We start from the raw sequence: 23,679 nt of genomic DNA, 5'->3' as shown, positions 1-23,679 counted from the left end.
CTTATTTATTTTAAATTATAAATAGATCATAAATCCGAATTCTAAATTTGGATCAGAGTTAATGTTTTTTATTAACTAGAAACTATAATCATTTATTATTGTTATTTAATTAATAGCGCCTCTACTCGGGCGCTATTTTTATTGGAACCACTAGAAATCCATCGCGCACAATGCTACTTTTTACGTTATACCTATAATTATTTAGCTTAAAAACCAACATTATTGAGGCGCGATTATGGAAATCTATTTAGATACAGCGGATATCGAAGAAGTCAGAAAACTCTCTCAAGTTCTTCCTATTGCAGGTGTCACCACCAATCCGTCTATTATTGCTAAATCAGCACAAGATATTGAAACGCTGTTACCTGAATTAAAAGCTGCAATGGGAGGCAAAGGCCGAGTATTTGCACAGGTCATTGCCAGTGATGTCGATACCATGGTTGAAGAAGCATTACGTATTGGCAATATCGCGGATAATACCGTGATTAAAATCCCAGTTACTGAAGCGGGGCTTGTCGCCATTAAACAATTAAAGCAAAAAAATATGCTGGTATTAGGTACCGCGATTTACAGTGTCTCACAAGGGTTAATGGCGGCTTTAGCAGGGGCAGATTATATTGCGCCTTATGTTCACCGAATGGATAGACAAGGCTCTGATGGGGTAAGGGTTGTCAAAGAATTACAAACCTTAATTACTATGCATAATTTACCGACTAAAATCTTAGCAGCGAGTTTTAAAACACCAAGACAAGTTGTTGATTGTTTATTAGCGGGGGCTTCTTCGGTGACATTACCGATTGAGCTTGCTTACTCTATTATTCGCTCACCAGTTGTGGATGATGCGGTAAATAGATTTTCGGATGATTGGCAAACTGCATTTGAGCGTCGTTTTTTATAATCAATTTAATAATATGAGACTAGGTGCTATAGAGTTATATAGCACTTAGTTTATCGCTTTTAGTATATAAAATACTAATCTTCACTTTTACTAATGTTTTAATCACTGGGTTATTATTGCATTAAATAAACGAATATTGATTTATATCTAATAATAAGCCACCTTTCTAGCAATCTAAATTCAAATCTATTATTATAATGTTAGTCTAGAAATGGATTATTAATATAATCTATTGTTTTTTATTTTGTTGTTTCAAATGCTTTATTTATCAATGTGTTATGTTTGTTTTTTTAATTTAATTAATTTTTATTTTTACTCAGTTTAATAGTTATTACTTTTGTTTTAATAACAAAATAATAAATTGTGACAGGCGTGTTAATTAACGAGTTTGGTTGTTAAAAATAAATTAATATTATATTGATGGGGTAGTTAAATTACCAAATTAACAGGGAAAACGGATACTCCGTGGTGCAATGATAATTAACATATACAGTTATTATTTTTATTTAGCAATAAATAAAATTTTATTTGTAATACTGGAGTAAATATGTGTGAAGAATACATGAATAAGCCACTCTATCTGTCAATTGCTGATTGGGTTCAAGAACAAGAGCGTTGGGTAAGCGCAAAAGAGATCGCGAAAAAATTCGATATCCCTCAATGTAATGCGATTAATATCGTTTCTTACATCCTTTCTGATGTGAAAGAAATTGAGTGTGAAACGAAAAGTGTTCCTAATCAACTTGAAGGCAGAGGATGTCAGTGCCAACGAATGATCAAAGTGAGTCATATTGATCCTCAACTCTATTCACGTTTAAAAGGTCATGCTCAAGGAAAAAGTAGTCAAAGCTCACCTGAAAAATTAGCGACGATGATCCCTCATGGGCTCAACCATGAGCAGAAATGGCAATGGATGCTGTCAAAATCACAACGACGCTAACTGATCATTTATGATCTTACAATAAATACAATACGACAGGCGCAATGATGCCTGTCGCTGTTTATTACTGACCTTTAGGTTTAACGTCTGTAGTGCCTCGTAAACGTGGACGATTAGGTTCAGGCGCGGCTAGTGGCATTGTTTCGACTAAGCTTTGGTGGCAACGTACTGTGAGATCTTGATATTCACGCGTGTTCATGCGCTTCCATTCCATCTCTTGATCAGTAATATCGCGCAAATGTTTGGCAGGACTGCCAATTAACATTTGGCGAGGTTGTCCTTGAAAACCCGCTTTTACAAAGCTCATTGCCGCTACAATGCTTTCTTCACCAATCACGGCTCCATCCATAATCACGCTATTCATGCCGACTAAGCTGTCACGCCCGATAATACAACTATGAAGGATCGCTCCGTGTCCGATGTGTCCATTTTCTCTTACTATGGTATCCATATCTGTATAACCATGCATGACACAACCATCTTGAAGGTTAGCACCTGCTTCAACAATTAAGCGTCCATAATCCCCTCTTAATGAGGCTAATGGGCCAATATAAACACCCGCGCCAATAATGACATCACCAATTAATACCGCAGATGGGTGAATATAGGCGGTTGGATGTACTACAGGAACAAGACCTTCAAACGCGTAGATACTCATCCGTTTTCCTCTTTGTTGTATTATCGAAACACTAGATAATTACCGTCCTTTCCATTCAGGTACACGTTTCTCAGCAAAGGCAAGTGGTCCTTCTGTGGCATCTTCTGAATGGAGAACACTTGGATAATGTTTTAATACACCACTGCGCATTAATTTGTAGCCTTCTTCAATAGAAAGTTCGCTAGTGGCACGATAAATCTCTTTTAATGCTGCAACAGCCAGTGGGGCGCTATTGGCGATTTGATCTGCGAGTTCACGAGCGCTATCCATTAATTCAGCAACGCTAACAACACGGTTTGCAATACCCCAACGTAATGCTTCGTCTGCATTCATGCGACGGCCTGTCATCAGCATTTCATTGACGATAGCAGGGGGGAGACGTTTAGGTAAACGTAGAACACCTCCACTATCTGGCACAATACCTAATTGTGCTTCAGGTAACGCAAAAGAAGCGTTGTCTGAGCACACCATCATGTCGGCAGCGAGTGCTAATTCAAATCCACCACCAAAAGCATAGCCGTTAACCGCTGCAATGACGGGTTTATCTAGAGTGAAAAGCTCGGTTAACCCCGCAAAACCGCCTGCGCCGAAATCAGCATCAGGAGCTTCACCTTCAGCTGCTGCTTTTAAATCCCATCCTGCCGAGAAAAAGCGTTCACCTGCACCTGTAATAATCGCGACACGTAAGTTGGGATCATCACGAAAACGTAGGAAAACTTCTCCCATTTCATGGCTGGTTTTCGCATCAATAGCATTGGCTTTTGGTCTATCTAATACAATTTCAAGTACTGAACCACGCGTTGTTAGGTGTAATGATTGGCTCATGTTGTATTCCTTTTCATCATCAAAAATAAGCATTTATGATTGAGGTTATTAAGTTGTGATTGAATCTACCTATGCTTTATTTCAAATGCTTTTTAATCACTTTTCCGGAGCAGTTACGTGGTAAACCCTCTCTAAATTCAAGAGCACTGGGAACTTTAAATTTCGCCATATTTTGCTCACAGAAATGGAAAAACTCTTCTTCACTCAAGGTTTCATTCTCGACCAGCACCACAAAGGCCTTGATCGCTTCATCACGAATGTTGTCAGGGACACCTATTACAGCCACATCTTGAATTTTAGGGTGTGAAGAAATGATGTTTTCAATCTCAACGCAAGAGACGTTTTCACCCCCGCGTTTGATCATATTGCAACTGCGATCAACAAAATAGAAAAAGCCTTCGTCATCACGATAACCATAATCACCCGTATGTAACCAACCTTCTGGCTCTAGCGCTTTGGCTGTTGCATCAGGTCGATTGTAATACTCTTTGAATAAGGTTTTTCCTGGTTCACCTTTTACGCAAATCTCACCTACCACCCCATCAGGGACTTCGTTATTTTGTTTGTCTCTAATTTGGGCTTGATAGCAAAAACCCGGTCTGCCAATTGATGGCCAACGGCGTTTATCGCCAGGCCTGTCACCAATTAAACCAACAATGGTTTCTGTCATGCCATAAGAGGTGAGTAATCGAACCTTAAAGCGTTCAATAAAGGCGTCTTTTTCTTCATCTGAGAGATTAAGGTAGAACATCACTTCGCGTAATTTGTGTTGCTTTTCTTCTGATGAAATGGGTTGGGCCATTAAAGTTCTCATCATCATTGGAATACATTCTGTTACCGTTGCTTGGTATTTAATTATCTGTTTCCAAAAGGCTCTAGCACTGTATTTTTCTAACAATACAAAGGTAGCACCCACTGAAAATGCCGCGAGGGAAGCCGTGCATTGGCAATCAATATGAAAAGCAGGCATTACAGTAAGATAAACGTCATCTTCCCGTAAGGCGTTTTGCCATGATGAATAATAACCGGCAAAGCGTAAGTTATAGTGTGTGATAACAACGCCTTTAGGTTGAGAGGTTGTGCCTGAGGTAAAAAGAATTTCAGCCGTATCATCCACACTTAATGGGGTGTAATGATTAAGCGTAATAGGGTGCTTGGCTTTCTCTTTTAAAAAGTCGATAACCCCTTTTTCAACAGGGAGATTGTTTTCTGTTATTAAAAACAACTGCGTTAAAGGGTTTTGTTCATCCTGTAGCATAGGTTGATAAATAGGGTAGAAATTATCGCATGTGACCACGTAGTGGGCTTGGCAGTGGTTGATTATCCATGCGCTCTCTTCATGCATAAATCGCGCATTAATAGGCACCATGACAGCGCCTATTTTTGCCAGCCCAAACCAGCAAAAGAAAAATTCAGGGCAGTTATCAAGATGCAAGGCAACATGGTCGCCTTTTTTTATGCCACCAGCATGGAAAAGATTTGCGGTTCTGTTTATCTCTTCATTTAATTCACTGTAGCTAAATTGTCTCTCTTGTCCTTGTGCGGATCCAAAAATTAGCGCTGTTTTTGTACTATAAACCTCTGCCAAATCATCCCACATTTGACGTAAGTTTTGTTTGCCAATCACATCCATTAAACTGTTATCCCGTTCTTTTGCCGTGAGTTCAGACGCGCTTTCTACCTTTGCGCTATCTGAATTCAACAGTATTACTTTTCGATTTTAGCCAGCCCCTTATCGACTAGCCCCCTGATTTGTTCATCGCTATATCCGATATTTTTCAATATCGCGTCAGTGTCCATGCCGTGAGACGGCATTCCACGCCAGATTTTTCCCGGATTATTTTTAAATTTCGGCATCACATTTGGTCCTTTGCAGGTTTCGCCATTCATGGTTTGCCATTCGGTGATCGATTCACGCGCGATATATTGCGGATTATCTTCAAGCTCTGGAATGGTGAGTACTTTGGCACTGGCAATATTGAGTTCTGAAAGGCGTTTAAGGACCTCAGTGATAGGCTGTTTGGCTAACCATTCATCTAACTTGTCTTCAAATAATTGGCCATGAGGGCAATTAATACGGTGAATAAGTTGAGTACCTTCCGGCACTTCAGGTGTACCAAGCAGATGAGCCAGGCCGATATCTTTGAAAATTTCTTCAATTTGCGTGATACCGACAACTTCCATCACGATATAACCATCTTGGCAACGGTAAAGCCCACAGCCTGCGTAGTACGGATCTTTTCCTTTGGTCATTCGAGGACAAATTTCGCCCCCATTGAAATAATCCATCATGAAGTATTGCCCCATGCGCAACATCACTTCATACATAGCAATATCAATACTTTCACCTTTGCCTGTTTGTTGGACTTTATACAGTGCAGCTAACGCGGAAGTGGTTGCTGTCATTCCTGAGAAATAATCTGCGGTATAAGGGAAGGCTGGCATTGGCTGATCTTTGTCACCGTTTTGAATAAGGTAACCACTAAAGGCCTGAGCGATGGTGTTATAAGCGGGTAGGTTGGTATATTGCGGATCACCGTATTGACCAAACCCCGATAAATGCGCAATAACCAATTTAGGATTATGCTCCCACAATACTTCATCAGTAATACCACGGCGTGCAAAAGCTGGGCCTTTACTGGCTTCGATAAAGATATCGGTTGTTTCCATTAATTTTAAAAACGCATCACGACCTTCGTCTTTAAAGATATTTAACGATAGTGCATGAAGATTACGGCGAGAAAGTTGAGGGTAGTGAGGTTGAACGCGGATGGTGTCAGCCCATGCAACGTTTTCAATCCAAATCACTTCAGCACCCCATTCTGCAAACATTTGTCCTGAAAATGGCCCTGCAATTTCAATTCCTGAAAACACAACACGAACCCCTGAAAGTGGGCCGAATTGTGGCATTGGTAAATGTTCTGTCATAGCGTCACCTCGTAAGTGGTTGAGTGAAACCTCTCTTACCTAATGATGAGAGAGGTTTCGTGATTAATTAGCGGTACTGTTTAAGTACTGAACGTCCAAGTGTCAGGATCTGCATTTCGTCAGAGCCACCAGAGACACGGTCAACACGAAGATCACGCCAGAAACGAGAAATACGGTGCTCGCCAGCAATACCAACACCACCAAGCACTTGCATGGCACTATCAACCACTTCAAATGCTGCATTCGCACAGAAGTATTTACACATAGCTGCATCACCAGAAGTGATTAAGTTGTTGTCACTCTTCCATGCAGTTTCATATAACATGTTGCGCATTGAATTGAGTTTGATCGCCATATGAGCGAATTTTTCTTGAATAAGTTGGAAACGGCCGATAGCTTCGCCAAATTGCACACGTTGGTTGGCATAACGAGCAGCATCTTCAAATGCACACATCGCAGTACCGTAGTTAGTAAGAGCCACTAAGAAACGTTCGTGATCGAACTCTTCTTTCACTCGATTAAAGCCGTTGCCTTCACGACCAAACATGTCTTTTTCTTCAAGTTCAACGTTGTCGAAAGTGATTTCACAGCAGCTATCCATGCGTAAACCCAGCTTTTCTAACTTGTTGACTTTGATACCGGGTTTGCTCATATCCACAAACCATTCGGTAAAGATAGGTTTATCTGGAGACGCTGAGTCACGGCTCATTACAACAACATAAGGGGTATAGGCACTACTGGTGATAAAGCATTTGCTACCGTTAAGGTAAACTTTGCCATCTTTACGGGTATAAGTAGTTTGTAAGCTACCAACGTCGGAGCCTGCCCCGGGCTCAGTGATAGCAGAATTCCACATTTGTTTACCTGTACCACGGAACGCCATGATTTTATCAATTTGCTCTTGAGTCCCTTCACGTAAGACGGTGTTAAAGCCACCTGGTAATTGATAAAGCACGTAAGTTGGCGCACCTAAACGACCTAATTCCATCCAAATGGCAGCAACAGTAACAAAACCTGCATTTAAGCCGCCGTGCTCTTCAGGGATAAGCAGATTGTCAATTTCCATATCCGCTAAGGCTTTGACAAAACGTTCTGGGTATTTGCTTTCGCGATCACATTGTGCGAAATAAGCTTCCCAGTTTTCACTGGCCATTAATTCGCGGACACCGTCAACAAACAGTTCCTGCTCATCATTCAATCTAAAATCCATGTTAATAACCTCTTAATATGTCATTCTTTGCGTATAGCGGATCAGTCTTTCCAATGTACTTTGGCATCTTTAATAAAGGACAAGGTGACCATGATATTGACGAAAAATAGTGGGCATCCTCCGGCGATAATGGCGGTTTGAATCGGTTTTAAACCCCCAAGTGCTAATAGGATGATGCCGATAACACCAACTAATACAGACCAGCCGATACGCACTAATAAAGGTGGCTCTGCGCCTTCTTTCATAGAGCGACAAGTGGACATGGCGAGTGTGTAAGAGCAGGCATTAATTAAGGTGACAGTGGCAATAAAGCAGAGGATAAAGAAGCCCCACATTGTCGCTGTACTAAGCGGTAATGCTGCCCATGTTTCGATAATGGCGCGTGGAACACCATATTGTTCAATTAGTTGTGGAATATTGAGAATATTTTGATCAATCAGTTGTAGAGTATTACCGCCAAGAATTGTCCAAATTAGCCAAGTCCCTGCGGTTAAGCCTGAAACCATTCCTAAACACAGTTCACGCACAGTACGGCCTTTAGAGATACGGGCTAAGAATATGCTCATTTGAATGGCGTAGATAACCCACCATGCCCAATAGAAGACCGTCCAACCTTGAGGGAATCCACCTTTACCGATTGGGTCTGTATAGAACAACATACGTGGCATATACATCAATAATGTGCCCACAGAATCAGTAAAGTAATTGACGATAAAGCTTGCACCACCGACGATAAATACCCAACCCAGCATTAAAAAACTCAGATAAGTACGCACATCACTGGCGATTTTTACCCCTTTTTGCAGACCGAATGCCACACAAATAGCATTAAGCAAAATCCAGCAAGAGATAATAATGGCGTCTAATTGCAGGGTATGTGGAATACCAAATAGGTATTGAATACACTCAGTCACAAGTGGTGTGGCTAAACCAAGGCTAGTCCCCATGGCTAAAATTAAGGCAACTAAATAGAAATTATCAACAATGGTACCGAATAAGCCATTAACGTGTTTTTCACCAACTAATGGAGTTAAGGTGCTACTTGGTCGAATGACCTCCATTTTGCGTACAAAGAAGAAGTAGGCAAATGCAACAGAAAGGAAACTATAAGTTGCCCAAGGTAAAGGCCCCCAGTGAAACAAGCTGTAAGCAAGGCCAATCTCTTTTGCTTGTGTTGAATAACCTTCCATTCCAAAAGGTGGGCTTGAAATGTAGTAGTATATTTCAATCGACCCCCAGAAAAGGACAGCTGCGGATGTACAAGACGCAAACATCATAAAGATCCAGCTTGCGGTACTAAACTCAGGTTTGTCTTCCCCAAGACGTTTCTTGGCATAACGGCCGAAGACTAGCCAGAACCAACCTCCGAACATGATAACCATGTACCATTCGAAGGCCCAACCCCAGACATTGGTAACATAGCTGAAGACGGCATTAATCACTTCATTTGAAGCATCAAGATCGCGTACCGTTAACCAACATAAAATACCAACAATGATCAATGGCGGAAAAAAAACCTTCGGTTCTATTCCTACCTTTTTATTATCTTTGCTCATGGTTAAATTTTCCAAATATATTTAGCGCAGAAGTTTAAGTAGTGTTAATTCCTAATAACTAATAAAGCAATTAAGTTTATTTGTGAATATTTTGTCTATTGGTGATTCATCATAATAGAAAAATAAAGTCATTGGCTAATCTACAAATCCATTAATGATAAAGAATGATGGATATTATAAGAAATCTATTCTGTTATTCACTTCACACTATTCTTTTTGTCGTTTTTATGTTACGTTTTATAACGTTTTGTTTTCATTGTAACTAACTGATAGTTATTGGTATTTGGTCGTATGTAATCGGCTTGTTATATTCCATCTTTCAATATTGTTGATCTGAGTGGCAATATTGAATGTTAAATACCATTATATTTATTATCTTCAATATTGTTGATCGAAGTAGCAATATTGAAAGTTGAACACTTAAATTAAAACTAATTTCAATATTGGTGATGTATTTGGCAATATTGAACGCTATCTCTTCTTTATTTAATAATGTTCAATATTGGTGACCTAGGTTTAATTTTTTAACCGCTTAATTATGTTAATTCTATATTACATTGCCAGAGTAAATGACATTATTTATTAATTTCAGGAGATGTAATGAATATTATTACATGTTACAAGAGTGTTCCCGATGAGCAGGATATAACGATCAATAGCGCAGATGGTTCGTTGGATTTTTCTCGTGCTAATACCAAAATCAGCCAATATGATTTAAACGCAATTGAAGCCGCTAATCAGCTTAAGACGCAACTTGATGGCATTCAAATCACGGCAATGAGTGTGGGTGGTAAAGCACTGACAAATGCGAAAGCGCGTAAAGACGTTCTTTCTCGCGGTGCTGATGATTTAGTCGTTGTGGTTGATGACCAATTTGAAGCCTCTTTACCCTATCAAACGGCGGTTGCACTAGCAGTAGCAGCCACTAAAAAAGGTTATGACTTAATTCTTTGTGGTGATGGTTCTGCAGATCTCAGCTCACAACAAGTTAGCTTGCTGGTGGGCGAAATTTTAAATATCCCAGCAATAAATGGTATTAACAAAATTGTTTCTCTTTCTAATGATTCCATCACGGTTGAACGTGAATTAGAAAATGAAATTGAAACACTGACAATTCCATTACCTGCTGTCATTGCGGTGTCTACTGACATTAACACACCTCAAATTCCTTCGATGAAAGCCATTCTTGGCGCTGCCAAAAAACCAGTTCAACAATGGAGTGTTACTGATCTTAGTCTGGATGTTATTACTGCGCGTTCAGAGCAAAAAGTCGCGGCACCAAAACAGAAAGTCCGTCAACGCATCATTATTGAAGGTGATGGTGACGATCAGATTGCTGAGTTGGCAGAACATTTACGCAAAATTCTTAAGTAATAGGGGGAGTTATGAGCCAATTTTCAACTGTTTGGGTATTTAGTGATGCACTTTCCCGTTTACCAGAATTAATAGGTGGTGCTTCTTCATTAGGTCAATCTATTAATGTATTTACATTGAATGATGAACAAAGTGTGGTTGCCTTTAAATTAGGTGCAACAGCTGTTTTTCAATTAGAAGGCAAACCAGACGATCGCATTATTGAAGACTATGCACAAAGCATGGTTGAAACCATCAAACAAAAAAGTGATGCAGGTTTAGTACTATTACCGAATACACGTCGTGGCAAATTACTCGCAGCACGCTTAGGTCATCGTTTAGAGGCGGTTGTTTCTAATGACGCACAATCTTTAACAGTAGACGGTGATGCATTAGTCACAAAACACATGGTTTACGGTGGTCTTGCCTTTGGTGATGAAACCCTGAAAACCCCTTATTGCGTGGTGACAGCAAGCGTGGGGGCTTTTGATGTTGCACCAGAAAATGACGCTACGGGTAATGCACAAAAAGTGGCATGGATAGCGCCAGCTCAAACCATTGTTCGTAATGCAGTTCAACCGCGCGCAATCAACGCCGTTGATTTAGATAAAGCGCGCTTTGTTGTCAGTGTAGGTCGCGGTATTGGTAGCAAAGAAAATATCGCTATTGCAGAAGAATTAGCGAAAGTTATTGGTGCTGAGATTGCCTGTTCTCGTCCTGTTGCTGAAAATGAGAAATGGATGGAGCACGAGCGTTATGTTGGTATTTCTAATCTGATGCTGAAACCTGAACTCTATTTAGCGGCTGGTATTTCAGGACAGATTCAACATATGGTCGGCGCAAATGGCGCACAAACTATTGTTGCTATTAATAAAGACAAAAATGCCCCTATCTTCCAATTCTCTGACTACGGCATTGTCGGTGATTTAATGAAGATTTTACCTGCATTAACTCGTCAATTATCTAACTGATTTATTTAAGCAGAGAAGGCGACTTCTCTGCTTTTATCGCAAATTCTGGAGATGTTATGTCCGATTCCGAAGATATTTTCGATGCCATTATTGTTGGCGCAGGATTAGCAGGCTCTGTGGCTGCACTTGTTTTGGCAAGGGAAGGCGCACAAGTATTGCTAATAGAAAGAGGTAACTACGCTGGCGGGAAAAATGTAACCGGTGGTCGTATGTACGCACATACTCTTGAGCGCATCATTCCTGAGTTTGCGCAAGAAGCACCAGTTGAACGCGTTATCACTCACGAAAAATTGTCGTTTATGACTGAAACCGGCGCAATGACAATTGATTACCAAAATGCTGAAGGGAATAATCCCAAAACGGCCTCTTGGTCTGTATTACGTGGTGAGTTTGATCAATGGCTAATGGAACAAGCCGAAAATGCGGGGGCGCAATGCATTACCGGTATTCGTGTTGATAAGCTCGTCGAGCGTGATGGCAAGATTGTTGGTGTGGAAGCTGATGGTGATGTGTTAGAAGCCAAAGCTGTTATTTTAGCTGATGGCGTGAATTCTATTCTTGCTGAACAGTTAGGGATGACAAAACGTGTTGCTGCTGAAAATGTGGCGGTGGGCGTAAAAGAGATCATTGAACTGCCTGAAAGTGTGATTAACGATCGCTTTAACCTAAAAGATAACGAAGGTACGGCTTGGTTATTTGCCGGCTCGCCTACCGATGGATTAATGGGCGGTGGTTTTTTATATACCAATAAAACCACACTGTCTTTAGGTCTTGTTTGTGGCCTTCATCATATTAAAGATGCGAAAAAATCCGTACCACAAATGTTGGAAGATTTTAAACAGCATCCCGTTGTTGCTCCGCTAATTGAAGGCGGAAAAATGATGGAATACGGTGCACATGTCGTCCCAGAAGCGGGCTTAAGAATGCAAAATGAATTAGTACGCGATGGTGTATTAATTGCCGGTGATGCTGCAGGGATGTGTATGAACCTTGGCTTTACTATCCGCGGGATGGATTTAGCGATGGCATCTGGCGAAGCTGCGGCAAAAACCGTGCTCTCTGCTATGGAGAAAAACGATTTTAGCAAACAAACGCTAAATGAATATCTCACACATTTAGAAGATGGCCCGTTACGCGATATGAAAGCGTATCAGCGTATGCCTGATCTACTTGATAATCCTCGTATGTTCACTGCTTATCCTGAAATGGTCGTTGGTATCGCGAAAGATCTCTTTACCGTTACGGGTGAAGTACCCGTACCAATGCGTAAAACCATGATGCGTCATACCAAAAAAGTCGGTTGGATGAATCTGATCAAAGATGGGATCAAAGGAGTAAAAGCAATATGAGTTCTCTCGTAAATGTCGATGTCAAACTAGGCATCAATAAATTTAATGTCGATGAAGAAAATCCACATATCGTCGTTAAAGAACAGCCTGATATGCAGGTATTGGAAACCTTAGTTAAAGCATGTCCTGCAGGTCTATATAAAAAACAAGAAGATGGCACCATTAGTTTTGATTATGCAGGATGCTTAGAGTGTGGAACGTGTCGAATTCTTGGTTTAGATAGTGCGCTTGAAAAATGGGAATACCCACGCGGAACGTTTGGCGTGGAATATCGTTACGGATGATGTATCACGACTTTTCTCCCAGTGCTATCTCCGGCCTGGGAGCTTTTCTTTTTTATTTTATTTAGAAAAAATACCAGGACGCAGTCATGCAACCCAGAAACTTTGATGATATTCGTTTTACCTCTGTACATCGTCGGGTGATGTTATGGGGGAGTGGTGGCCCGTTTCTTGACGGCTATGTATTAGTGATCATTGGGGTGGCGTTAGAGCAACTCACGCCGTTATTACAGCTTGATGCACAGTGGATAGGTCTGCTTGGTGCTGCAACATTAGCCGGGCTGTTTATTGGTACATCACTCTTTGGTTATATTTGTGACAAAGTGGGTCGTCGCAAAATGTTCCTCGTTGATATTGTGGCTATTGCGCTGATTTCGATTGCGACGATGTTTGTGTCAACGCCGGTGGGCCTATTAGTGATGCGATTCCTTATTGGAATCGTGATTGGTGCCGATTATCCCATTGCGACTTCGATGATCACGGAGTTTTCCAATAAAAAACAACGTGCTTTTGCCGTCGGTTTTATTGCCGCTATGTGGTATATCGGGGCGACTTGCGCAAATTTAGTCGGTTATCTTTTATACGATATTGAAGATGGCTGGCGTTGGATGTTGGGCAGTGCCTTTATTCCTTGCGTCATTATTTTAATTGGCCGCTTTGATTTGCCCGAATCACCCCTTTGGTTAATACGTAAAGGGCGTATTCAAGAGTGTAACGAAATGATGATAAAACTCTTTGGTGAACCGGTTGTTTTTGAAGCTGAAAATGCTAAAACAACGCGTTTTATCGAGCTATTTAATAAACGTCATTTTTCTTTTGTTCTGTTTGTTGCCGTCATTTGGACTTGCCAAGTTATCCCCATGTTTGCCATTTATACTTTCGGGCCACAGATTGTCGGGTTATTAGGATGGGATGCAGGAAGGAGCGCTGCGTTAGGTAATGTGGTGATTAGCCTATTCTTTATGTTTGGGTGTATTCCCGCCATGTTTTGGTTAAACCAAACAGGGCGACGTCCGTTATTGATTGGTAGTTTTGCCATGATGACATTAGCACTATTGGTGCTAGGTGTTTTTCCTGATTTACCTATTTTATTTGTTATCTTAGCATTTGCGACTTATGCCTTCTTTTCTGGTGGCCCCGGAATTTTACAATGGCTTTATCCAAATGAATTGTTCCCAACAGATATTCGTGCATCGGCGGTTGGTGTCATTATGTCAATAAGTCGTATTGGGACGGTTATTTCAACTTGTGCGCTTCCTGCTTTTATTGCCACTTATGGCATTAATACCACCATGCTGGTGGGCGCTGCGATTTCCTTATTCGGTATGATAGTTTCTGTATTGTTTGCACCAGAAACCAAAGGATTAACACTAAATCAAACCTCAACCATGCCAATGCGACAGGGTAAACAACATCTTTAATTGATGAATAATAAAATAAGTTAAGTCATTTAAAATATTTTTATTTAGATGTTATAAAGTTTAATCGTTATTGTATTTATTTTTATATTATTTTAATTTAAATTATTACATCAATGTTTATTGATAAGATTTGTTTATATCTTAAGTGAGATGAGTTTATTTATATTAAAAAGAGAGTGACTTTATTTTTCTTATTTAAATAAAATAACTCTCCTTTTTATTTTTTTAAATAACACCTTTATAACGCCTTGGTTTCAAATTTATTTCATTATTATTAATTTCTCTTCAATTACAAATTATATTTAACTCACCAAATCTAGACCCCAATCACAGATCTCTCTCAGACTATTCAAATGACGAAAAACAGTTCGTTATTTACCAAGAATGAATAATTCTCCCTACCCAGAATAAGGTCATTACAGACGCAAACACCAGCAGAAAAGCGGTTGAGTAGGTATTTATGACCTTATTAGAAATGACAGTTAAAGAATGTCTAAACAATATTGTAAAGCAATATGCTTCACAAACAGCCTTGATTGAAAACCAAAGTAAAAAGACACTTTCTTGGCAACAATTACAACAAGAAGTGGAAAGTGTTGCGCGTGGTTTTTTAGCCATTGGTTTAAAAAAAGGAGATCGTTTAGGTATTTGGTCTGCTAATAGCAAAGAGTGGATAATCTGTTTTCTTGCTGCCGCTCAAATTGGTGTTCCTGTTGTTTGTATTAACTTTCATTTTAAAAAAAGAGAGTTATTAGATTTATGTCGATTAACCGGAATTAAAGCACTCTGTTTTTCAGATGGTTTTAAAAGTAATGACTTTATTGAGGTTATTAATTGTCTTTCTGAAAAAGCATCTGAAAATAACGATATATTACCTCGATTATTTATTAGCATGGGAAATAAACATGCAGAAAAAAGTGTCTCTTTATCTCAATTAAAAGAAGTTAGCCAAAAAATATCAGATAAAGAATATCAACACGCTGTTTCACAAGTCAGTGTAAAAGATTTACTGACCATTCAAATGACCTCAGGCAGCACAGCAATGCCGAAAGGTGTCATGTTAAGTCAATATAATGTGATTAACAATGCCATGTTGTCAGCACAGCGGTTAGGTGTAACGCATAACGATGTCATTTGCCTTGCTGTTCCTCTATTTCACTGTTTTGGGCTCTCTTCTTGCCTCTTTTTTGCGTTAACAACTGGATGCCAATTAGTTCTTCTTGATAACTATTGTGCAGAAGATGTTTTGAAAGTGGTTCAAGACTATCGCTGCACCGTTATGCATGGCGTACCAACGATTTTTAGTCGCTTAATGAAGCACGAGCAGTTCTCTCACTACGATTTATCTAGCCTTGATAAAGGTATTATCGCAGGGGCAAGTTTCCCTTCTGCATTAGTTGATGACATTGAAAATACTCTAGGGATGAAAGGGATCACCGTCTCTTATGGTCAAACAGAAGCTTCTCCTTGTTGTACTCAAACATTACCAAATGATGCTTTATCCATAAAACGCAGTTCTATCGGTAAACCATTACCTTTTGTTGAAATGAAAATCATTAGCCCGAAAACAGGTAAACCTGTGCCAGTGGGCGTTTTGGGTGAAATTTGCACCCGTGGTTTTCATGTGATGATGGGGTATGACAATGCCCCTGATAAAACCAAGGAAGCACTAGACGAAGAGGGTTGGTTACATACAGGGGATATTGGTTATGTCGATAAACAAGGAAATTACCACTATGCCTATCGCATGAAAGAAATTGTAGTCCGTGGTGGTGAAAATATCAGCCTTTGTGAAATAGAAGAGGCTATCGCGGAATATCCTGGCGTTGATGCAACCAAAGCGTTCGGTATTCCTTCTACAGATTTAGGTGAAGAAGTGATTGCTACGATTTGTGTGCAAAAAGACTACACCCTAAATGAAAGCGAATTACGTACATTTCTACAAGAGCGATTGGCTCGCTACAAAATTCCCAAAGAACTCCATTTCTTTACGCAATTTCCTCATACCCCTTGCGGAAAAATTGATGTGCAAGCCCTGAAGTTGCAATTGGGTTATGGCGTTTCAATCAAGGATGAAGAAACCAAAGTAGCGGGTTAAGTGACCGCGGATTATCCACATTCTGACAACAGCAGTATGAAGTCTAAAAATAATTAGGAGAAAAAATGACAAGTCGTAAAGCACTGGAAGGCGTCACTGTAGTTGAGCTGGCGACCTTTATTGCCGTACCCGCAGCAGGTCGTATTTTAGCTGATATGGGGGCAAATGTAATCAAAATTGAATCCCCAAGTGGTGATAACTTACGTTATACCGCACCGACTGAAGGCCGTCCGTTAGATCAACATGAAAACACCAGCTTTGATTTAGAAAACGCCAATAAACGAGGCATTGTCTTAAATACGAAAACAGAAGCAGGTAAAAAAATTCTGTTTGAACTGTTAGAAAAAGCCGACATTTTCTTAACTAACTGGCGCCCGGGGGCAAGAGAACGCGCTGGGCTAGATTATGAAACCTTAAAACAGCGCTTTCCAAAGTTAGTTTATGCCAGCGTGACAGGCTATGGCGATGAAGGTCCAGATAAAGATCTACCTGGATTTGATTACACCGCGTTCTTTGCGCGTGGCGGTATTTTAGGTTCGCTGTATCAAAAAGGCACAGTACCTATGAACGTGATCCCCGGCCTTGGCGATCATCAATGTGCACTAGGTTTAGTCTCTGGGGTGTTAGCGGCTTATATTCGCGCTAAAAATATTGGTCAAGGTGAGTATGTTTCGACGAACTTACTGCATACCTCAATTTATACCCAAGCGATCATGATCCAAGCAGCACAATACCCCGATTATGGCCAGCCGTATCCAATCGATCGTCGTAATACCACTAGCCCATTTATTCTGGCTTATAAAACAAAAGATGACCGTTTTATTCAGGTCTGTATGCCAGTTTATGACGCCTACTATCCAACCTTTATTTCTTGTATTGGTCGTCCAGATTTAGCGGAAGACGCTCGTTATACACGTTTACAAGAAGTGGCGAAAAATAATCGCTCCCCTGAATTATATGATCTGATTTGGCATCAAGTTGAGCAAAAAACAGCGTCAGAGTGGGCAGATATTTTCACCAAAAACGATATCCCATTCAGTATTGCGCAAACATGGGAAGAGGTGTTGGAAGACAAACAGGCTTGGGCAATCAACACCTTCTACAACATGAAGTACAACAATGGCAGTGAAAAAGCCTTAGTTCGTCCACCTATTGATTTCTTAGAAAGTGGTTTGCCTGAATATCGTCGAGGTCCTTTGCTAGGTGAAGATACACCGTCTGTATTAGCTGAATTAGGGTATAGCGCGGAGGAAATTGCCAACCTTGAAGCCAATAAAGACGTGATGACGTGGAAAGAATAATCCATTTATTTTTTTAATTTTCAGGAGAGCAAAGGCATGCAACAAGACATTTTCACAATGGGCGTTGATATCGGATCGTCTGCATCAAAATGCATCATCATGAAAAATGGTGACACTATTGTCGCCAAATCACTGGCATCCGTAGGTGCAGGAACCTCAGGACCTGAAAAAGCGATCGCTGAAGTAGTCAGTCAATTTGGCGGTGATCTCAGTCAGATAAGTTGGATCTGCGCAACAGGTTATGGCCGTAATTCTCTGAAAGAAGCCAATAAAGAAGTGAGCGAACTGAGTTGTCATGCGAAAGGGGCGCACTTTCTTTTTCCGGGCGTAAAAACAGTGATTGATATCGGCGGTCAAGACGTTAAAGCACTCCATATGGATGGTGCAGGCCGTTTACTAAACTTTGTGATGAATGACAAGTGCGCTGCGGGTACAGGACGCTTTTTAGATGTGATGTCGAGAGTATTAGAAACTAAGATTTCCGATCTCGCACAAGAGGGCGCTAAGTCCACTAAAAAAGTCACGATTAGCTCAACCTGTACCGTGTTCTCTGAATCCGAAGTCATTTCCCATCTCGCAAATAACGAAACAATACCCGATGTAATTAATGGTATTCACCGCTCGGTGGCTAGCCGTATTGCTGGTCTTGCAAAACGAGTGGGTGTTGAAGCACCTGTCGTGATGACAGGCGGTGTTGCCAGTAATTTTGAAGTTGTTCGTTATGTTAGCGAAGAGCTGAACGCCTCTATCGCCATCTCACCATTATCACAATACAACGGGGCGATAGGTGCCGCCATTTATGCCTTTGAAGCGTACCGCCATCAACTGGAAGACGATGCGTTAACAATAGGAACATCAAAATGAGCAATGTAGATATGAATGCGCCGGATTATATTCCTGCAAAAAAACGACTGCAAAAAATCGCTGCGGATGCTTATCAGCGTGCGTGGGATGCTAAAAATAGCGGTGAAAAAATAGGCTGGTGTGCCTCTAACTTTCCACAAGAGATTGCTGAAACATTAGGTTTATGTGTGGTTTACCCTGAAAACCAAGCTGCTGCGATTGCGGCAAAAGGTGCGGGTTTAAAAATGTGTGAACATGCAGAGAGTATGGGGTATTCCAATGATATCTGTGCTTATGCTCGTATCAGTCTCTCTTACATGGATATTAAGCAGTGTGAAGAGATGGATATGCCTCAGCCCGACTTCTTGCTGTGTTGCAACAATATCTGTAACTGCATGATCAAGTGGTATGAAAATATCGCATATGAACTGAATATCCCGATGATCCTCATCGATATTCCTTATAAAAATGATTATGACACCGATGATGTGACCGTGAAGTATGTTCAAGCGCAATTTGATGATGCGATTAAACAACTTGAAAAAGTCACTGGCAAAGTCTTCTCCGAAGAGAAATTTAAAGAAGTCTGTGAAATCTCACAACGCACAGGGCGTGCATGGTTAAAAGCTGCAGAATATTGCCAATATGAACCGTCTCCAATGAATGGTTTTGATTTGTTTAACCACATGGCTGTTGCTGTTTGTGCGCGCGGTAAATTAGAAGCTGCACTGGCTTTTGAACAACTGTGTGAAGAGATGGAACAAAACATCAAAGAGAAAAAATCGACTTATCGCGGAGAAGAAAAATACCGTGTTCTCTTTGAAGGTATTGCCTGCTGGCCTTACTTGCGTGCCACATCGACTCCGTTAAAAGAGCAAGGCATCAACGTGACTGCCACTGTTTACGCCACTGCATTTGGTGTGATTTATCAAAACAGTGACGAGATGATGCGTGCTTACTCTTACGTCCCTAACTGTGTCTCTGTTGAGCGTGCTGCAGATATGCGTATTGACGTCAGTCGTCAGAATAAAGTGGACGGTGCGATTATTCACGTTAACCGCAGTTGTAAGCTCTGGAGTGGCATTATGCCTGAAATTGAGCGCCGTATTCGTCATGAACTTAAGATCCCAACAGTGACTTTTGATGGCGACCAAGCTGATCCTCGAGTTTTCTCTGAAGCGCAGTATGTCACCCGTGTTGAAGCATTGACTGAAATTATGGCTGCTAATAAGGCAGAAATGAAAAAGGGGGACATCTAATGAAAACATTAATAGATAAGTTTGATGCTCTACAAGCAGTGGTGGATACTCCTGTTGCTCAGTTAGAGGGATTTATTCGCAGTGGCAAAAAGGTTGTTGGCTGTTTTCCTGAATATACCCCGAATGAAATTGTCTATGCGGCTGGCATGGTGCCTTTTGGCATTTGGGGAGCTGAAGGACGTGAAATCTCAGAAGCGAAGAAATATTTTCCTCCTTTTTATTGTGCGCTAGTGCTTTCTTCTCTTGAGATGGGATTAGATGGTGCGCTGAATAAACTGTCAGCAGCCATAATTCCTTCTTTGTGTGACACCTTAAAATGCTTAGGGCAAAACTGGAAAGCCGGTGTGTCACAAGTACCATTTATTCAATTGGTGCATCCACAAAATCGTAAAACCCCAGCAGGTATTGCTTTCTTAACTGAACAATACAAAAAAATTGCACTGCAATTAGGGGAAATTTCAGGTCAGCCTGTGACAGATGATGCACTAAAAAATGCAATCCATCTGTTTAATCTGCGTCGCGCCGCGTTACGTGAATTCTCTGAAATTGCAGCCCTTCATCCAAACTTAATCACACCACAACGTCGTAATACTGTGATCAAAAGTGGTTATTTTATGGATGTGGTTGAACATACCAAAGCTGTTGAAGCCATTGTTGCGCAATGCAAAACCTTATCTCCAGAACCTTGGAAAGGGCACAAAATTGTCGTGACAGGCATTATTGCGGATAGTCCTTCTATTCTACAAATTTTGGCTGATAACAAGATGGCGATTGTAGCAGATGAAGTGGCGCATGAGTCTCGTCAGTTCCGTCAAGATATCCCAGAAAATAACGCACCTTATGAAGCGATGGCAGAGCAAATTGCCCAGCTTGAAGGGTGTTCACTTTTATATGATCCAGAGAAAAAACGCGGTCGTTTAATTGCCGATATGGTGAAAAACACAGGCGCTGATGGTGTCGTCTATTTACTGACAAAATTCTGTGATCCCGAAGAATTCGATGCTCCGATAGTGAAGAAATTCCTCGATAAAGAAGGCATTCCTTCCATCATTATCGAAATTGATCAGCAAACCAAAACGTATGAACAGGCTAGAACCGCACTGCAAACTTTTGCGGATGTGCTTTCTGCTTAACAACATTAATCAATAGTCACAAAAGACCTGTGTGAAATAGCACAGGTCAATTGAACCCTAACACATATAAGTGGGGCAATTATGGGTATTATTTGTTTAATCATTGGGCTAGCGATATTAATGATCATGTGTATGAAAGGCATACATATCTTCATTTCTGTTTTTACCACCAGCCTATTTCTTGCTGTGACTGCATGGCTTGTATCACCAGATATGCTTAATCCTGTCGATGCACTGTTACAAGTGTATACCGGTGGGTTAGGTGGCTATTTTGGTAGCTTCTTCTTCATTTTCGTACTCGGTGCGATTTTTGGCAAATTAACCGCTATCAGTGGCGCTGCTGATAGTGTTGCCTCTTTTATTATTGGTAAATTTGGTGAAAGAGCCGTTATTCCTTCATTAGTTGCGGCTTGTGCCATTTTAGCCTACGGCGGTGTTTCAGTGTTTGTTGCACTGTTTACCGTTTATTCGATGATGGTGAGTCTATTTCGTAAAGCGAATCTGCCTCGCAGGCTTATTCCAGCTGTCTATTTTGCTGGTGCAGGTACGTTTGTGATGATAATGCCTGGATCACCACAAATCCAAAACCTTATTCCAATGAAATTCCTAGGGACGTCAGCGACGGCGGGTTTAGTACCCGGAATGTTGACTGCACTGTTCCAGGTCACTTTAGTGATTATTTATCTCACTTGGTTATTTAAGCGTGTAAAAGCGAAAGGTGAAGGTTGGGTTGAAGACGAAAAAACAGCAAAAGCCGAAGAGGGTAAAAAAGAACGTCAATTACCGAATGTGCTCGTTGCATTACTCCCAATGCTTATTTTGTTGGTCGTGCTGAATATTCTGAAATGGGATCCTGCTATTGCTCTGTTCTGCGCCATTATAGCGGCCTTAATTGTGTATTTACGCTATCTCGATTGGAAAAAACTCGTACCTAATTTGGCCGCTGGCACGATGGAAGGAGTGACCTCTCTCTTTAATACCGCAGTTATTGTTGGGTTTGGGGCATTAGTGATGACCTTACCAGCATTCAAAGAATCTTTCCAAGCGATTGCTCAATCGGGTCTTAATCCTCTGGTTGTGACTGCGATTTCCGTCGGTGCGCTGGTGTTTATCAGCGGTTCAGGCTCTGGTGCGTTAAGTATTGCTATGCCAATGATTGCTGCAATGTTCCCTGCAACCGTGGTTGATCAAGGCGCCTTACACCGTGTGGCCACAATGGCATCAATGAGCACAACTCCACCATTTAACGGATTGATTATTACTGTCTTTAGCGTCTGTGGTGTCAGCCATAAAGAGGGCTATGGCCCTGTAGGAACGTTAACTCTCGCGATCCCACTGTTAGCCATGATGTTTATGTTGCTGCTGTACACCTTCTTACCTGCATCTATAGCGACGATGTAGGAATAACGTTAACCCATTAATGCGTGCGATAAGACGAAAAACGTGAAATCGCACGCCATAGAGATAACCCTAAATATTCTCAGAGGAAAATAAACATGGATTTTCAGCTAACAGAAGAACAAATCCTGATCCGCGATATGGTCAGAGAGTTTGTTGAAAACGACATTAAGCCGATTGCGGGGGAAATCGATAAAGAACACCGTTTTCCAAGTGAAAGCATCACTCCCATGGCTGAATTAGGACTCTTTGGTTTCAATATTGATGAAAATTATGGTGGTACAGAAGCGGATGCAATTAGCTATGTATTAGCAACAGAAGAGATGGCAAAAGTCAGTGCAGCACATGCCATGATCATGGGATCACAGTGTTCATTAACAGGCCCTGTTATTCAAAAATATGCTGATGAAGAAACCAAAGCACGTATTTTACCGGGAGTGGTTTCAGGTGAACAAATTGGTTGCTTCTGTTTATCCGAACCAAGTGCGGGTTGTGATGCCGCCGCTCAACAAACAACCGCTGTTCGTCAAGGTGATAATTATGTGATCAATGGATCTAAATTGTGGATCACAGCAGCACCTCAAGGTGCATTCTTTATCGTATTTGCCATGACTGATAAAAGTGCGGGTGTTAAAGGGATCACCGCATTCTTAGTTGAGCGTGATAACCCAGGGATCAGCATTGGTTTACCAGAAGAAAAAATGGGTATGAATGGCTCTGAAACTTGTTCTGTCAGTTTTAGTGACTGTGTTGTACCTGTTAGTGCACGTTTAGGCGCGGAAGGTAAAGGCTTTAGCATTGCCATGGAGACCTTAGATGGTGGTCGTTTAAGCTGTTCTGCTATTGCGTTAGGTATCGCACAAAGTGCATTAGATGCCACGATTGATTACACCAAAGAGCGTATTCAATTTGGAAAACCCATTGCAGCCAACCAAGGTGTGCAATGGATGTTAGTGGACATGGCTACCCGCGTAGACTGTGCTCGTATGCTGGTATATCGCGCAGCTGCGGCAAAAATTGCTGGGCTTCCTTATACCCGCGAATCAGCGCAAGCCAAATTATACGCTTCTGAAACAGCAACCTATGTCACTCAAAAAGCCGTTCAACTCCACGGTGGTATGGGTTACACCAAATCTTATCCTGTTGAACGCCTAATGCGTGAAGCAAAACTCACTGAAATTTTTGAAGGCACAAGCGAAGTGCAACGCATGGTGATCGCTAAACATATTTTAGCGTAATGACATTGGGATTTTATTA

The 23,679-nt window shown here is 41.0% G+C and carries 20 protein-coding genes; 14 read left to right on the top strand and 6 right to left on the bottom strand.

What is annotated here, in order from left to right:
- Positions 1-235: 235 nt before the first annotated feature.
- Positions 236-898, top strand: a complete 663-nt coding sequence (fsa, locus tag GWJ05_RS03760) for a fructose-6-phosphate aldolase (RefSeq protein WP_036934402.1) — start codon at positions 236-238, stop codon at positions 896-898.
- Between the two features lie 547 nt (positions 899-1,445).
- Positions 1,446-1,838, top strand: coding sequence for a carnitine metabolism transcriptional regulator CaiF (gene caiF / locus GWJ05_RS03755; protein WP_036934398.1), 393 nt, complete (start codon positions 1,446-1,448; stop codon positions 1,836-1,838).
- A 64-nt stretch (positions 1,839-1,902) separates the two neighbouring features.
- Here the strand turns inward: caiF and caiE are convergent, their stop codons facing one another.
- The 6 genes from caiE to caiT all read right to left on the bottom strand — a co-directional run bounded on the left by caiE (position 1,903) and on the right by caiT (position 9,015).
- Positions 1,903-2,496, bottom strand: coding sequence for a carnitine operon protein CaiE (caiE, locus tag GWJ05_RS03750; RefSeq protein ID WP_036934396.1), 594 nt, complete (start codon positions 2,494-2,496; stop codon positions 1,903-1,905).
- A gap of 39 nt (positions 2,497-2,535) precedes the next feature.
- Positions 2,536-3,321 (bottom strand): crotonobetainyl-CoA hydratase, encoded by a 786-nt coding sequence (gene caiD / locus GWJ05_RS03745; RefSeq protein ID WP_036934395.1) that lies wholly within the window; start codon positions 3,319-3,321, stop codon positions 2,536-2,538.
- A gap of 76 nt (positions 3,322-3,397) precedes the next feature.
- Positions 3,398-4,954, bottom strand: a complete 1,557-nt coding sequence (caiC, locus tag GWJ05_RS03740) for a crotonobetaine/carnitine-CoA ligase (protein ID WP_036934392.1) — start codon at positions 4,952-4,954, stop codon at positions 3,398-3,400.
- Positions 4,955-5,028: 74 nt separating this feature from the next.
- Positions 5,029-6,249, bottom strand: coding sequence for an L-carnitine CoA-transferase (gene caiB / locus GWJ05_RS03735; protein WP_036934391.1), 1,221 nt, complete (start codon positions 6,247-6,249; stop codon positions 5,029-5,031).
- A 67-nt stretch (positions 6,250-6,316) separates the two neighbouring features.
- Entirely contained in the window at positions 6,317-7,459 is a 1,143-nt protein-coding gene (gene caiA, locus GWJ05_RS03730; RefSeq protein WP_023582983.1) for a crotonobetainyl-CoA dehydrogenase, read from the bottom strand.
- 41 nt (positions 7,460-7,500) lie between these two features.
- Positions 7,501-9,015: an L-carnitine/gamma-butyrobetaine antiporter gene (caiT, locus tag GWJ05_RS03725; protein ID WP_036934388.1), complete on the bottom strand. Its 1,515-nt coding sequence runs from the start codon at positions 9,013-9,015 to the stop codon at positions 7,501-7,503.
- 600 nt (positions 9,016-9,615) lie between these two features.
- Here caiT and fixA point away from each other — a divergent pair.
- The 12 genes from fixA to GWJ05_RS03665 all read left to right on the top strand — a co-directional run bounded on the left by fixA (position 9,616) and on the right by GWJ05_RS03665 (position 23,660).
- Positions 9,616-10,389 carry a putative electron transfer flavoprotein FixA gene (gene fixA, locus GWJ05_RS03720; RefSeq protein ID WP_087803365.1) on the top strand — a complete coding sequence of 258 codons (774 nt, stop codon included), beginning with the start codon at positions 9,616-9,618 and terminating at the stop codon, positions 10,387-10,389.
- 11 nt (positions 10,390-10,400) lie between these two features.
- Positions 10,401-11,339, top strand: coding sequence for an FAD-binding protein (locus tag GWJ05_RS03715; protein WP_036934383.1), 939 nt, complete (start codon positions 10,401-10,403; stop codon positions 11,337-11,339).
- A 56-nt stretch (positions 11,340-11,395) separates the two neighbouring features.
- Positions 11,396-12,688 carry an FAD-dependent oxidoreductase FixC gene (gene fixC, locus GWJ05_RS03710; RefSeq protein ID WP_036934381.1) on the top strand — a complete coding sequence of 431 codons (1,293 nt, stop codon included), beginning with the start codon at positions 11,396-11,398 and terminating at the stop codon, positions 12,686-12,688.
- Positions 12,685-12,972: a ferredoxin-like protein FixX gene (fixX, locus tag GWJ05_RS03705; RefSeq protein ID WP_161681063.1), complete on the top strand. Its 288-nt coding sequence runs from the start codon at positions 12,685-12,687 to the stop codon at positions 12,970-12,972. The genes fixC and fixX overlap by 4 nt, the downstream gene beginning before the upstream one ends.
- Positions 12,973-13,058: 86 nt before the next feature.
- Entirely contained in the window at positions 13,059-14,390 is a 1,332-nt protein-coding gene (locus GWJ05_RS03700; protein WP_036934379.1) for an MFS transporter, read from the top strand.
- A 460-nt stretch (positions 14,391-14,850) separates the two neighbouring features.
- Positions 14,851-16,488, top strand: a complete 1,638-nt coding sequence (locus GWJ05_RS03695) for an AMP-binding protein (RefSeq protein WP_036934377.1) — start codon at positions 14,851-14,853, stop codon at positions 16,486-16,488.
- A 65-nt stretch (positions 16,489-16,553) separates the two neighbouring features.
- The gene (locus GWJ05_RS03690) at positions 16,554-17,789 is read left to right on the top strand and encodes a CaiB/BaiF CoA transferase family protein (RefSeq protein ID WP_036934376.1); all 1,236 of its coding nucleotides are present in this window, start codon (positions 16,554-16,556) and stop codon (positions 17,787-17,789) included.
- 36 nt (positions 17,790-17,825) lie between these two features.
- Positions 17,826-18,653, top strand: coding sequence for an acyl-CoA dehydratase activase (locus tag GWJ05_RS03685; RefSeq protein WP_036934374.1), 828 nt, complete (start codon positions 17,826-17,828; stop codon positions 18,651-18,653).
- A complete protein-coding gene (locus GWJ05_RS03680) occupies positions 18,650-19,891 on the top strand; it encodes a 2-hydroxyacyl-CoA dehydratase subunit D (RefSeq protein WP_036934372.1) in 1,242 nt (413 codons plus the stop codon). The genes GWJ05_RS03685 and GWJ05_RS03680 overlap by 4 nt, the downstream gene beginning before the upstream one ends.
- Entirely contained in the window at positions 19,891-21,024 is a 1,134-nt protein-coding gene (locus tag GWJ05_RS03675; protein ID WP_036934371.1) for a 2-hydroxyacyl-CoA dehydratase subunit D, read from the top strand. Before GWJ05_RS03680 ends, GWJ05_RS03675 begins: the two co-directional genes overlap by 1 nt.
- A gap of 81 nt (positions 21,025-21,105) precedes the next feature.
- On the top strand, positions 21,106-22,425 hold the full coding sequence (locus GWJ05_RS03670; protein WP_036934369.1) for a GntP family permease: 1,320 nt from the start codon (positions 21,106-21,108) through the stop codon (positions 22,423-22,425).
- Between the two features lie 95 nt (positions 22,426-22,520).
- A complete protein-coding gene (locus GWJ05_RS03665; RefSeq protein ID WP_036934368.1) occupies positions 22,521-23,660 on the top strand; it encodes an acyl-CoA dehydrogenase family protein in 1,140 nt (379 codons plus the stop codon).
- The last annotated feature ends 19 nt before the right edge of the window (positions 23,661-23,679 follow it).

It is taken from the genome of Proteus sp. G2626 (genome assembly GCF_009915985.1).
In the GTDB taxonomy this organism is placed as follows: Bacteria; Pseudomonadota; Gammaproteobacteria; order Enterobacterales; family Enterobacteriaceae; genus Proteus; species Proteus vulgaris.
Note: the sequence above shows the minus strand (reverse complement) of the source record. Positions and strands in the feature narration are given on the sequence as shown.